General features: G+C 27.9%; 13 protein-coding genes and 1 pseudogene. All 14 read right to left on the bottom strand.

What is annotated here, in order from left to right:
* Positions 1–194: 194 nt before the first annotated feature.
* The 14 genes and pseudogenes from ACFSX9_RS02715 to ACFSX9_RS02650 all read right to left on the bottom strand — a co-directional run bounded on the left by ACFSX9_RS02715 (position 195) and on the right by ACFSX9_RS02650 (position 12,640).
* Positions 195–1,601, bottom strand: a complete 1,407-nt coding sequence (locus tag ACFSX9_RS02715) for a sensor histidine kinase (RefSeq protein ID WP_379804079.1) — start codon at positions 1,599–1,601, stop codon at positions 195–197.
* A gap of 206 nt (positions 1,602–1,807) precedes the next feature.
* Positions 1,808–2,413, bottom strand: coding sequence for a hypothetical protein (locus tag ACFSX9_RS02710; protein WP_379804076.1), 606 nt, complete (start codon positions 2,411–2,413; stop codon positions 1,808–1,810).
* A 328-nt stretch (positions 2,414–2,741) separates the two neighbouring features.
* On the bottom strand, positions 2,742–3,137 hold the full coding sequence (locus tag ACFSX9_RS02705; RefSeq protein WP_379804074.1) for a hypothetical protein: 396 nt from the start codon (positions 3,135–3,137) through the stop codon (positions 2,742–2,744).
* Between the two features lie 283 nt (positions 3,138–3,420).
* Positions 3,421–4,005 carry a hypothetical protein gene (locus ACFSX9_RS02700; RefSeq protein WP_379804071.1) on the bottom strand — a complete coding sequence of 195 codons (585 nt, stop codon included), beginning with the start codon at positions 4,003–4,005 and terminating at the stop codon, positions 3,421–3,423.
* 281 nt (positions 4,006–4,286) lie between these two features.
* Positions 4,287–5,252 (bottom strand): hypothetical protein, encoded by a 966-nt coding sequence (locus ACFSX9_RS02695; protein ID WP_379804068.1) that lies wholly within the window; start codon positions 5,250–5,252, stop codon positions 4,287–4,289.
* A gap of 210 nt (positions 5,253–5,462) precedes the next feature.
* Positions 5,463–6,209: a DUF6882 domain-containing protein gene (locus ACFSX9_RS02690; protein ID WP_379804066.1), complete on the bottom strand. Its 747-nt coding sequence runs from the start codon at positions 6,207–6,209 to the stop codon at positions 5,463–5,465.
* Between the two features lie 236 nt (positions 6,210–6,445).
* A complete protein-coding gene (locus ACFSX9_RS02685) occupies positions 6,446–6,952 on the bottom strand; it encodes a DUF6678 family protein (RefSeq protein WP_379804063.1) in 507 nt (168 codons plus the stop codon).
* Positions 6,953–7,122: 170 nt separating this feature from the next.
* Positions 7,123–7,650, bottom strand: a complete 528-nt coding sequence (locus ACFSX9_RS02680; protein WP_379804060.1) for a hypothetical protein — start codon at positions 7,648–7,650, stop codon at positions 7,123–7,125.
* Between the two features lie 849 nt (positions 7,651–8,499).
* A complete protein-coding gene (locus ACFSX9_RS02675) occupies positions 8,500–8,724 on the bottom strand; it encodes a hypothetical protein (RefSeq protein WP_379804057.1) in 225 nt (74 codons plus the stop codon).
* A gap of 138 nt (positions 8,725–8,862) precedes the next feature.
* Positions 8,863–9,264 carry a hypothetical protein gene (locus tag ACFSX9_RS02670; protein WP_379804054.1) on the bottom strand — a complete coding sequence of 134 codons (402 nt, stop codon included), beginning with the start codon at positions 9,262–9,264 and terminating at the stop codon, positions 8,863–8,865.
* A gap of 203 nt (positions 9,265–9,467) precedes the next feature.
* Positions 9,468–9,668 (bottom strand): annotated as a pseudogene (locus ACFSX9_RS02665) (DUF6678 family protein); the annotation flags it as partial.
* Positions 9,669–10,215: 547 nt separating this feature from the next.
* Positions 10,216–10,773: a hypothetical protein gene (locus ACFSX9_RS02660; RefSeq protein WP_379804052.1), complete on the bottom strand. Its 558-nt coding sequence runs from the start codon at positions 10,771–10,773 to the stop codon at positions 10,216–10,218.
* 188 nt (positions 10,774–10,961) lie between these two features.
* Positions 10,962–11,654: a hypothetical protein gene (locus tag ACFSX9_RS02655; RefSeq protein ID WP_379804050.1), complete on the bottom strand. Its 693-nt coding sequence runs from the start codon at positions 11,652–11,654 to the stop codon at positions 10,962–10,964.
* 335 nt (positions 11,655–11,989) lie between these two features.
* A complete protein-coding gene (locus tag ACFSX9_RS02650; protein ID WP_379804047.1) occupies positions 11,990–12,640 on the bottom strand; it encodes a hypothetical protein in 651 nt (216 codons plus the stop codon).
* Between the last annotated feature and the right edge of the window lie 79 nt (positions 12,641–12,719).

Raw genomic sequence — 12,719 nt, 5'->3', positions numbered from 1 at the left:
TAAACCAAAAAATATAAAGTACCTTGTCCTAAAAATTACAGGATTATACAAAAGTTGACGAAGCGTTTGCGTTTTATGAAAAACCAATATAAAATCTAAAAAATAACCTCGCTTAAATGTCTTTAAATGAGGTTAGATTTAATAATGTTTCAGGGAACTAGATATGCCATAGTGTCCCAAAAAGGTAATAGCTGTTAAGTAGTGCTGCTATTTATTTGAACAATTGGAATATAAATATCAAATTGAGCACCTTTATTTTTTTTACTATTTGCTGTAATAATCCCATTATGATTATCAACTATTTTCCGTGCGATGGTGAGTCCAATTCCCGTTCCATTGTATTCATTCTTATTATGTAAACGTTGGAACATTTCAAATATTTTTTCTTTAAAATCTGGATCGAATCCAATTCCATTATCACTAACGCTTATATGATAATGATCACATTTTAATATTGAATCTTTAAAATTTGCTTCATCGTACTTAACAAAATCTCCCTTAATTATAATATGCGGTTTTACTTCCGCGACAGCATATTTAAGTGAATTACTAATAAGATTTTGCATCAACTGTCTGAACTGAAATGGAATTACATTAGCTTCAAAAAGTTCAGAAACTTCAATAATTGCATTCTTTTCTAGAATTTCTTCTTCGAGCATGTTTAGTGCTTCTTGAACAATTTTATTAAGATCACTATTTACAAATTTTCTTTCAGTTGTTTTGGTTCGTGAATAAGCAAGTAAATCATTTATAAGTGTTTGCATATGTAAAGCTGAGAGCTTCGTACGTTCCACATAATATTTACCCATTGCGGATAAATTATCATATTCTTCTACGAAAATTCTGCCTGAGAAAGTCTGAATTTTCCGTAAAGGTTCTTGCAAGTCATGACTAGAAATGTATGAAAAAGATTCAATTTCTTTATTGGCAAGTAACAATTCGTTTGCACGCTTTTCTTTTTCAATGTTTTGAAATGCCAATTCATTATTTGCTATTATTAATTCTTGCGCTCTATTTTCCTTTTCTTGATTTTGATACGCTAATTCTTTGTTAGCAATCACTAACTCTTCAGCTCGTTTTTCTTTTTCTTGATTTTGAAATGTCAATTCTTTGACAGCAATTACCAACTCCTCAGCTCGCTTTGCTTTTTCCTGATTTTGATACGCTAATTCTTTGTTAGCTATCACTAATTCTGCTGCTCTATTTTCTTTTTCTTGATTTTGAAACGCTAATTCTTCGTTAGCAATAACTAACTCTTCAGCTCTTTTTTCTTTTTCTTGATTTTGAAATGTCAATTCTTTGACAGCAATTACCAATTCTTCAGCTCGCTTTGCTTTCTCCTGATTTTGATACGCTAATTCTTTGTTAGCAATGATCAATTCTGCAGCACGATTTTCTTTTTCTTGATTTTGAAACGCTAATTCTTTGTTAGAAGCAGTAAGTTCTTTATTTGCTATAATTAATTGTGCATCAAGTTTTTGCATCTCAACAACTTGTACCTTCAATTCTTTATTAGCATTAATTAATTTAGCAGCAATGTTTTCATTATCCTCGATCTCCAGAGCGATTTCTATGTTTTCAGGAATTACTTTTTTACTCATTTATGTTTAAAAATTCAAAGATAATAATACGATTTTTTACTTTAACTGGGCGCTCGGGGTCAGAAGCATTACACAATATGTTGTGCAACTAGCGAAAGATTCAAGAATATCCACAACAAATATAGAACAACTTTTGATTAATTTGATTCGGTTTTTAAAAGTTGCAATGGTGTTTATGAGTTTCGTTGCAATTTGTTAGCAATAGTTTAGTGAATTTTATTATTTAAAACACTTTTCAGCTTAAAACTAAATTCGATTATTTCTAGATTAGTACGTAAGTATCTAATTGGTCTTTTTGTCTTTATAAAGCATCTTCTATCATTAAATTCTACTGTAAGATCTTTATCGAAAGCCACAAATAGATCGACTATTTCTTTTGAAATTTTAGCTTGAAATTCATTATTATTTAGAGATGAACACGAATATTTGCTGTTAAATTGTGGAAAATTCTTGAATTTAATATCTGTATTTACAAAAAAATCAACAACTTCATCTATAAAGTATTTTGACGTAATCTGACTTTTCCCATAATCTTCATTTAATACAAAAGCACAAATACAAAATTCATCATCGAAGTTATATTTTACACTATTAGCTTCTGTAGTAAATGTTAAACTACTATTTGTAGTTACAAAAAACACTTTAATCGTATTTAAATCTGACTTAATATCAATAGATTCACCAAGAGTAGCATTAGGAAATTCAGTATAAATTGTGGTTTGTTTAAAATCTTCAAATGATGCACTTATTCTAGAATAAGTATCTTTATATTTTTGAAAAATTTGCTCAATAATTATATTACGAAAATTCATTATACCTTTTTTCAACACAATTAGCACTAAGGATTAAAGCTAGCAAAACTTCAAAAAGATTCAAGACTAACCACAGCAAATATAAAGTAACTTTTTGTAAAGATGACTTGATTTTACAAAACCGCTATAAGACATAAAAACTAACCTCTTTTAAAAATATTTAAAAGAGGTTAGTTCTGTTTACTATCGGAAAATAAATTATTAAAAAAAATTGCAACGCTACCAGTATTCGAAAGCAATTTTTGTATACATTACCTTGTTTAACGGTTCGAGCTTTTTTCTATTCTCTAACTTTCATCAAGCAATTATTGCATTAATTATGAACCTTTTACTGTTTTGTTCCAATCCAAGTTCCATTCATTTGTTCAAAAGTATTTATCCACGTTCCTGCCCCGTTTCCGTTTGGATTCATTTGTCCATTAAATGTTGCGCCAGTAGATGCCGTTCCAACAGTTGCAAGAAAAACTCCTTGTGCACTTACAGTTCCGGTTAACTGATAGGTATTTGAAAAAGTAACTGAAGTAGCACTTCCGGTTGCAATTCCTGAAGCATTAACATCTGCAGTCCACGTTCCATTATCTTCTGCACCGCTAAAACTTCCTGACCAAGTTCCTTGATACTGAGAATTAGGAACTGCGTCATTGTCATCATTCTTAGAACAAGAAATTAAAAAAAATGTAAATAATACTAAGATTACTGCTTTAAAAGTGTTTTGTGCTTTCATTAAAATATTAATTTGTTTTTAGGTGTACTTTATTTTATGCTCTTTTTTACAAAAAGTCATTTTAGGCTTTAGGTTTTCCACTTTTTCCAGCCTTTAAATTATAACCTATTTAAAATTTTACTAAATCACAGCAGGTTATTATTAAAATAACTACAGATTTCTTCCTCTTATTAAGCTTATTACTTTATAAACGAAATTTTTAGGTCCAAAGTATTAAGAAGATCAAAATTGATACTCAGTAGAAGCTAATTTAGCTAGGAATCAATGTTAACTATGTTTTTTTTTAATTAATTAAGATATTTCGTATTTTAAAATATCTTTCAGACACCGGTTCTGTAGTAACAATTGCTTTATCAGATTCGGTTATTTTTTCTTTTCTTGCTTCTCTACCGATAAAATAGTTGTTTTCTAACTGTTTCAAATTTTTCGCATAACTTATTTCTCCAATACTAATTCTGTCAATGTCAATTTTTAAATTATCAAAAACTGTTATATTTTTTGCTATAGTATCAACATTTAAATATGTAAGATCATAACAATCAATATAATTACCATTGTAACCATTTGGGATTTGTCTTCCTAAAAAATTTAACTCGTTGATTTCTTTCCTATTAGGGATAACCCATCTATAATCGCTAAGACATATACCGTACCATATTCCATTTTCATCTTGGTCAAAGTCCATTACTATTCCAATATAATATTGTTTAGCAATGAATATTGAAACGGCATCTCCAATTTTAAACTTAAGTTCTTCGGTTTTTATTCCATCCCAATTTGGTTTCATAGTTTCTGGATGCACGTCTACTTCTGTCCTATTTCCACAACTACAAAATAGCAAGGTTAGGATTAATATAAATTTTTTCATTAAAATTCCGTTTTTTTTGGATACAATTACCGTTGTATGGCTAACAAGATCTTTAAGAATTCAAGTCTAATAATCAAAAATATAAAATATCTTTGGTTAATTGTGCAATATTTATAAAAAGATAACTTTAGTACATTATGCCTATTAATAACCAAAATCAGCATCAAATTTTAGATGTAAATTAGAAAGTTTACACTGGAAAAAAAAGCAAGATATAATACTTTCAAATTCCTAACAATTGAAGCTGCTTTAAATAAAAAACACATTTATCGATAGTTTTCTTATTTATTTATTTTTTCTACTAATCTTTCAAAAGCTTCTCTTTTCAATGATTTGTTGTTGCTGTAATAATCATCGATAATTTCCAATACTAATTGCGTGTCTTTATTCCATTTGTTATTATTCTTTAAAATAAATTCGAGAAACTCATTATATCGTGCAGGATTCTCATCAAATGCATCATCGTAAGTTCTTATTGTTGCTAGTTTTGTTTTATAGAACTCCAATGTTTCTTCTGGATAAAATTCATAAACTAATTTCGTGTTTTCTATATCATCAAAATAAGCATCATAAAACACATAATTCTTTAGTCGCTCTTTTTGTTGAGTTGTGAGAATTATTGCCTTTGGTGTTTTTAATTTATAATAAAGCATAAAATTTGAAGTCGGTAAGAGTATATTTTCAAAAAAATGAAAACCTTCACATACAGTATTACGCTCAAGCATAGAAAGATATTTTTCGATATATAATTTACATCTTTCTTCTTCGCTTTTCAGTTTTTGAGTATTTTCTACCCAATGCATAAAGTTCTCAATAGTAGTAAAATTTATCTCATCCATTTCTTTAAAATAATGTACTTCGGTGAAATATTTTTGTATTTTCGCGAATAAAATTGTCTTATAAACTTGTTGTTTATTATATAGACTTATAGGTATGATAGCCTCGGGCGCTAAAATACTTTGTAAAAATCCATTCTCCGAATCCTTTATTATAATAAATTTTTGGGTAGATAAGTTTTTATTTCCTTTTTTGAGATAAGAAATAATTTTCACACTGTCAACAAGTATAACTGCCTGATGGTCATTTAATGCAATTTTGCGCTCGTAAGGGTAAAATGGGTCAGGAATTTTTTCGGTAATTGCAACTAAATCCACCTCCAAAAGAAGTTCTCTTAACGATTTTGTTTGTCCAAATGTTAAGGTTGAATAAAATGAAATAATGATAAATAAGTAAAATTTAATTTTCATTTTTGATTGATGCTATTTGAATAGATTTATTTAAAAAAATTGCGAATAATTCGTTTTAGTTAAGTTCTGTAAATTCAATGTTAATGCTTATTATCTGAAACATTAGGCTGTTTCGAAGCACAATATTTTCAATTAAGCACAAAGTCATAAAAGAACTAAAAGTCTTAAATTTAGGACTTATTTGCCTCTTTATTTATTGCTGGTACAATTTTATATTTTTCCTTTAAGTGATTGCAGTCTGTTTAACTCATCAAATTCGGCAACAATTACTATTTCATTTCTCAATCCTTCAATCTTATTTTCAGAAATCCGTAATTTAAAATCTCTGTCTATTAAATAATTTTGAAAAGCGATTCTGTGATTTAATTCTATGCTGCTGATTAGTTGAGGGAAACTTGTAATTATTTTTTCAAAACTATTTATTTCTATTTTCGGTATTTTGTTATCGTCTATTGTAACAACAAGAGTTCCTTGGCCGTAATTTGCACAGTAGTAGCTTTTTGATTCAAATAATCCGCAAGCCATCATTCCAATTTTATGTTCAAATCCCTGTTCTACAGTAAAGTGCCCTTCGCACAATTCTCTAATATTTTTGTTTTCTCCTATTTCTTTGAGTTGGTTTGATTGAACTAATAAATTCTCCGGCATTCCACTTTGAATATTCGCCCAACCCCACATCCAGGAATTATTATTAAATGCAAGCGAACCAATTATTTGTATAGGAAATTCTAAACTCCCAAAGTTAATTGTTCCTTTTGCCATGTCAAGTTCCCAAGCACTTGTGCCTATTACATCACTAAAAATGAATTGTTTTTCAAAGGAAAGTCCCGCGTTTTGTTCAATCATTTCCTCCAACGTAGTGAAATCTGCTTTTTTTATTACACTGAATTTTGAGTGGTCTATTTGAGGTACTTCTTCCGTTTTTTTACTTCCAAATATTCGTTTTAATATGCTCATATTTTGTCTACTGTTTTATAAAGTCTTGTCGCTTTAAGAAGTTGTGAAATTAGATACTATAAACGCAAGATTTACATGCTGTTCAAACAATATCATTATAAATAAAAATATAGTCCTTTCAGTTTGTGCCTTTACCGTGCATGTAAATAATGAAATTACAAGTTAAAATCTTTTTTTAGCTATTCCAGTAATCTGAGCTGTTTTCTCGGAAATAGCCGCTGTATGATTTATTTGTATTACTTATATCCGTAAATGACGAAGTTTCCATTATTAAATTCAAACGGTATGTTATTGTCGAGCAATAGTTTTTCAAGTTCAGCAGTAATGTCTATTACTTTTCCTTTAACTAATCTTCCTACATATTCAATATAAACAGGAATTACGATTATATATTCGATACTAAAAAACAACGACATTCCTTCCATATAGAACGGCGACCAATTTCCGAAGCACGTACTATTTTTAATCTTTACAATTTTCGAAAAATTAAAATTATCATCTCTTATCAGCTTTTCATAATAGCTTGGAGAAAAAGGTAAGTTAGCTACTAATTTTTGAAGTCTTAACCATTTTGTATCATTCATATAAGAGCCAAGTCCTTTCTTCTCGACTATTTTGCGAACATCTTCTTTGTAAATTAAAATATCAGAATCATTTGTGGTGTAGTATTTATATTTTTCATCTTCCGTCATATTCTTGGTATCGGTTCCAGAATATAAATCTCTTTTCTCTAAATCTTGCATTTTATATTTTTATGAATATTAAGCTCTTCAGTAGTGCCTTAGTTTCACGGATTACAAAAGTAATTTGAATGAAAGAATAATCACATAGAGTAACTTAGTCCATTCTTTGTTTGCACGGAATGCAATTTCGCACTCTCGTTGTTATGGAATATCTGAACGATCGGATAAAGCTACCTATGTCGTTGTGATTTCCTATAATTTATTTCCCATAAAACTAATCCTATAGCTAAAAGAAATAGAAATAAATGTGAAATTAATTTATAAAAACTTTTATCAACTTTAAAAATATCGTCTTTACCGAAAGCGTAGAAATCGATTGCGTTTTTATTGTGCCAAACCCAAATAAAATCTCCAACTTCCGCACTTGTTTTATCTCCAAAAACCTCGAAAATTATACCTTCAGCTCTTAAATGAGAAAAGTGCTCAAATTCTTTTGTATTTTCAGTTATAGTTAATTCTTCTAGATTGGAAGTACCGTCATTTATTAGATATTTTATTCGTGTAGCTTGCGCTCCTCCACCTCCACGACTGCTGATAGTTACATCTTCTAGTTCTTTAATCTCAACATTCAACAATTTATAATTATCTTTATTAGCTACTATCTTGTAGTTTTTATATATTAAAAAGAGATGCAACGGTGAAATTATTACATTCACAACTAAGAAGAAAACTATTATTTTTTTAAAGATTTTAATCAAATTTTGCTGATTTTTACAGATTTCTTACAACTTTTCCTGGCTGATTGAGTCCATAAAGATTAGCTCCTAACCTTCACAAATGTAGAATAAATATTGGAAACATCTCTAGCACAGAATCAAATGCCGACAATCCACTTCAAAGAAAATCTTATAAAACTATTTCTAATTCATTTTCTAAAACGGAATAGTTTCTAGCCGAATTAAAATAATAAGCTTCTGCTGAAGTAACAATTTTATCTTTAAAATATGTTTGTTATTGTGATGAAGTAAGCATTTTCTGTTGTTGTGTCTTTATACTTTCTTGACATATATTGCTTGTAAAACAAAACTATTTTTTGTACGTTGTGGCCAATCTTTGTTGGTACGGAATGCAATTACGTGCTGTCTTTGCATGGGAATATCCGAGCGGTCGGGATGGTTATTTTATTCTACTTTTTTATATTTTGCATTTAATTTTAAAACTAACCATTGTTTAGAATTAAAGTCAAACATTTTTTTATCTAAAGTAACTTCAAAATTAGATTTATTAATACGAGTTAGATTTATTATTTCCCCAAACTGTGAATTCTATTCTCTATTATCGTCAATTATTTTAATTTCATTTTGATTAATAAATTCATAGCGTATATGTCCATTCATTGAATGAAAATAATGTGATAATATCGGATTATTTAATACCAAATCATTGCTTAAATAACTTATTGATTACTCAGAAAAATTAAATGAAATAAATTGAGTTAAATTAGATTGTTCGCTTTTTGGACTAACTACCGCATAGTTATTTGCATTCTCTGCATTATAGAAATTTGGAAAGATACCATTCAAAGTATAATGTGGACTTGATATTTCCTAAAGAATGTTTAAAGATCCTATTCCATCATTATTTAAATCAATTTCAGTTTCTGAAACTATTGAAATTATTTTATAATAACCTTTAAAATCATTTTGTATTGTTTCATTACTATCTGAATTACAAGAAATCAGAGTAATGACAAATGCAAATAATAATATTTTTTTTATATATTTTAATTTATGTTGTTTTTTTAAACTGCGTTTTTTTCTAATCGCTGCCAACAGTCGTGGCTTTGTGAAGTGGAGAACTTCGAAACCGTATATTTTCTGCTAAAATAATATTTCTTGCGAAAGAAAAACGTGAATTTTATAAATTTCTCGCCATTTTTGCAAACTACTGCTGTGCAACGTTTTTTATTTTCATTTGACTATTCCGATGTCTATAAACATTTTTTTTAATTCGTTAAATTCAGATTCCGTTTTTATGTCAGCTAATTCACGCTTTTTTCCGTTTATTAACTTTATTGAAAATCTACTTCTGCCAAATATTGATATTCTATTCAATCCTTTTATTTCTGAAATTGGTATTTTCTCTAATGTTGTTCTTTTAAATATAAAAAGATATAAAATAATAAGAGAGGCAAAACCTAATGCAAACCAAATAATTTCCTGAAATCCTATTCCAGTCTTTTTTATATTAATAATTCTCAATAATGCATTTAGAAGATTTAAAACTATTAAGAATTTCATTAAGAAATAATGAGATTTTACTCCGTCTTTGATTTCAATTGATTTATCTATTTCATTATATTTAATTTTCATTTCGTCATTTTTTTTCAAATGTTGCACAACGCCTTGGCGCTATAAGATGTTTGGGATTAAAGATTCGATATTTTTCCATTATGCACAAGTTTTCCAAGTACAAAACCATCTTTAAATTTAGCCAAATGCCTAAATATCTTGTAACGGCTGTTGTGCGTTCGGCTTTTTATGTTTAAATGTTTGATTCAGTATAAAATTCAGTTTTAATGTTTCACTTTTTTGTTATAAATTTTTTCTTTTGTTTTCGTTTTTATTCTTATAATCTTTTCACGAATTTCAAATTCTATATTAAGTGTTTGCATAATATTTATGATTTCTTCCGTGTGGTCAATTAATTTATTCTGAACTAATTTTCCAATATATTTATTTTCAACAGGATTAATTTCGATGATTTCAATATTTCTATAAGGTTTTGGCTCTAGTCCAAAATCTAAATATTTTCCAGTTGGATTTGATAACTAATTACTCCAATGCCAAACTTTGCTGTCATTATCAATAACACGATATTCAACAGAAATGTTTTCCATCAATTTAATCATTTCTGTTATTTTATCAAATTCAATACTCATTCAATTCTTCGTTTGTAAATATGTGATATAATTTTAACTCGATTTTCGCACGTCAGTTTTAAGCTGACGCACAACTCATATAAATACAAACATCTAAATTTTAAAAATTCGCAAATATTAATTTATTAGTTGTTTATGAAAATATATTAAAAAAACGAAATTCAAATTATTTTTTTTTAAATATAAATTCCTTACTAATGTAATTATTTCATTCCTACAAAACACATGAGTTCTATAATTTTCTTCAACTAACTCAAAAACCCGATTAACGTCCATTTTCGAACCAGATACGGCAAAATTAAATTACATACTAACAAATTATCAGGAAATTCGATTTAAAATGATGTAGTGAAACGGTCACGGCTGTTAGCGGATTGTTTTTTTAAAATCTATATCCAATTCTTAAATGTAAATTCGCTGTTACTCCTTCCAAATCTCCATATCCATCTCTAAATTGATGTCCGTAACCAATTCCAATTGCGGTTTCATATGTAAAATGTTTTCCAACATTACGTTTTATTCCCCAAGTTGGAACTATTGTTACTAAATTAAAAGTTTTTAAGTTGTCATAATTTGAAATTACAAACCAATTTGGATGATAACTTGTTTGAAGTGAAACAAAGTTTCCACTATTTCCAGAAATATTCTTAGATTTTGATTGTCTTTTTTCTAAATTATAATACCATCGAGGTTCAACAGTAATAACTGGAGTCATTAAAAAACCAGATTTCGGATAAAAATCTCCTCCAAATATTCCGGCATTCATTCCAAGTTCTGTTCTTAATGCAATTTGATTTGTAAGTCTCATTTCGTTATGAACCCAAATTCCAAGAAGTCCTGTTTGAATTCCATAAGTTGATTTTTCAACGCTTGTAGTTTGAGCATTTCCAGCGAAGAAAATTAGGCTAAAAATTAATGAGAATAAGATTTTATTTTTCATTTAGTTAAATTATTGGTTTTTATTTGTATCGTTCTTTTTTTAAAACTATCCGCCAACGGTTCTCGTCTTGCAGAAGTGGCGAACTTCGGAACCGAGATTTTTCTGCTAAGATAAAATTTCTTGCGAAAAGTAAACTTGAATTTACCACATATTTCGCCATTTTTGCAAACCGCTATTGTGCGATGTTTTTAAAATTTATATATTATTTTTAAGTCGAGATTAAAATTGAAACTATTGTTTATACCATTGTCACGTAAAAATCCATTACTTACTGGAATTACAGATGAGTCTGGTTCCTCAAAATTTTCGTCCTCAATTCTATTTATTACATTTGAATATAAAACATCTCTTTTTCGAAAGCCAATGCCAGCCTTTTGTAATAAAGCCAAATTTTTAGTGATATTATATATCAAATTATAATTAATACCTATACCATATTTAATTCTTTGATATTCTGCACTGTCAAATTTAAAATATGTTTTACTATCTAAATCATAATACCAAGAATTATTAAATTTATCTGTATGTTTTACATATTGGAATTCCAAAGAAAGTAAATGTTTTAATTTAGATTTTGGTTTTAAGTCGTAATAAATTTCAGGTTTAATTTCGAATATTTTATAATCGTTTTTAATATAACCGCCTTTTTCTGCAAAATTTACAGATATATTTTTATTCCCGTAGCCTAGCTCAAAACCAAGCCAATATCGTTTATCAATTTTTCTTATATATCCTAAATTCCATCTTGGAGCATAATTTACGATTGGAGAAAATGTACTTAAAGTAATAATTGAATTAAATTCATCAATACTTTTTTCTTGAGCAAATGTAAAATTCGTGAATAATATTACAAAACTGATTAATATATAACTTGATTTCATTTTCTATCTGTTTTCGGTAAATATCGCACAACTCATATATACACGAACCTCTAAATTTTAAAAATTTGCAAATACATGTTCTATAATTGTTTATGAAAATATATTAAAAAAACGAAATTCGAATTCTTTTGTTTAATATAAATTCCTTACGAATGTAATTCTTTTCTTCCTACAAAATTCATCAGTTCTCTAAATTTCTTGAACTAACTCAAAAACCCCATTAACTTCCATTTTCGAACTCAATACGGCAGAATTAAATTAAATACTAACAAATTATCAGAGAATTTGATTAAAATGATGTTGTGCAATGGTCACGTCTGTTGGGCGTCGTTTTTTTATTCATTAGAGCAAATTTCATCATATTTACTATATGTACTTCCAACTTTTTTTATGACTTTAATTAATTTGTTTTTTTTATCAAATACTAAATTTCTAATATTTATAATTGGATGCTTACCTGAATACCCTCCTTCTTTGATTTCAGAATATGAATAAACCATACATTTACAATTACACAGCATTTGTTTTTGTGGTTTCCCAAATTTTTCAAATATTTCAGACTTTGTTGATTTTTTTAGTTCTTCTTCGTTTTCGGTATATCCCCTAATCATAACATTTTGTACATTTCCTATACTGTCAAATGAGATAAATGTATATTTCACATTTTCGCTATAACCTTTTAAACGTACGCTTATTGAATTTTCCTTTAAGTAAACACTATCTTTAAAATTAGTATATAAAATTGCATCAAAATATTTTAATTTAGTTTTTGACAAAGGATTTCCAATTATCTCTATAATTTCATTTTTGGATTTTCCAATAAGACGATTTTGAAACAATTCTTCATTAAAGTTTTGAGCATAAATTGTATTATATTCTGGGTCGGAATTTTCAATTCTGTCTAAAAAGATATTTATTTTATAAATTCCAAAAATGATGAGAATTGCTAAACCAATTCCTATAAAATATTTTTTCTTTTTTATCATCAGTCTTTCGATTTTCTGTTGCTCAAAACTACCTGCTAACGGTTGGGAATATGAAAAGTACTGCAATAAAATGCACTAA

Origin of the sequence: Flavobacterium ardleyense, from assembly GCF_042686085.1 — a bacterium.
In the GTDB taxonomy this organism is placed as follows: Bacteria; Bacteroidota; Bacteroidia; order Flavobacteriales; family Flavobacteriaceae; genus Flavobacterium; species Flavobacterium ardleyense.
This window is presented reverse-complemented; position numbering and strand designations above follow the sequence as displayed.

Excerpts from the sequence above, each read along its gene's own strand:
- ACFSX9_RS02715 (WP_379804079.1), bottom strand. The coding sequence starts at position 1,601 with ATGAGTAAAAAAGTAATTCCTGAAAACATAGAAATCGCTCTGGAGATC.
- ACFSX9_RS02710 (WP_379804076.1), bottom strand. The coding sequence starts at position 2,413 with ATGAATTTTCGTAATATAATTATTGAGCAAATTTTTCAAAAATATAAA.
- ACFSX9_RS02705 (WP_379804074.1), bottom strand. The coding sequence starts at position 3,137 with ATGAAAGCACAAAACACTTTTAAAGCAGTAATCTTAGTATTATTTACA.
- ACFSX9_RS02700 (WP_379804071.1), bottom strand. The coding sequence starts at position 4,005 with ATGAAAAAATTTATATTAATCCTAACCTTGCTATTTTGTAGTTGTGGA.
- ACFSX9_RS02695 (WP_379804068.1), bottom strand. The coding sequence starts at position 5,252 with ATGAAAATTAAATTTTACTTATTTATCATTATTTCATTTTATTCAACC.
- ACFSX9_RS02690 (WP_379804066.1), bottom strand. The coding sequence starts at position 6,209 with ATGAGCATATTAAAACGAATATTTGGAAGTAAAAAAACGGAAGAAGTA.
- ACFSX9_RS02685 (WP_379804063.1), bottom strand. The coding sequence starts at position 6,952 with ATGCAAGATTTAGAGAAAAGAGATTTATATTCTGGAACCGATACCAAG.
- ACFSX9_RS02670 (WP_379804054.1), bottom strand. The coding sequence starts at position 9,264 with ATGAAAATTAAATATAATGAAATAGATAAATCAATTGAAATCAAAGAC.
- ACFSX9_RS02660 (WP_379804052.1), bottom strand. The coding sequence starts at position 10,773 with ATGAAAAATAAAATCTTATTCTCATTAATTTTTAGCCTAATTTTCTTC.
- ACFSX9_RS02655 (WP_379804050.1), bottom strand. The coding sequence starts at position 11,654 with ATGAAATCAAGTTATATATTAATCAGTTTTGTAATATTATTCACGAAT.
- ACFSX9_RS02650 (WP_379804047.1), bottom strand. The coding sequence starts at position 12,640 with ATGATAAAAAAGAAAAAATATTTTATAGGAATTGGTTTAGCAATTCTC.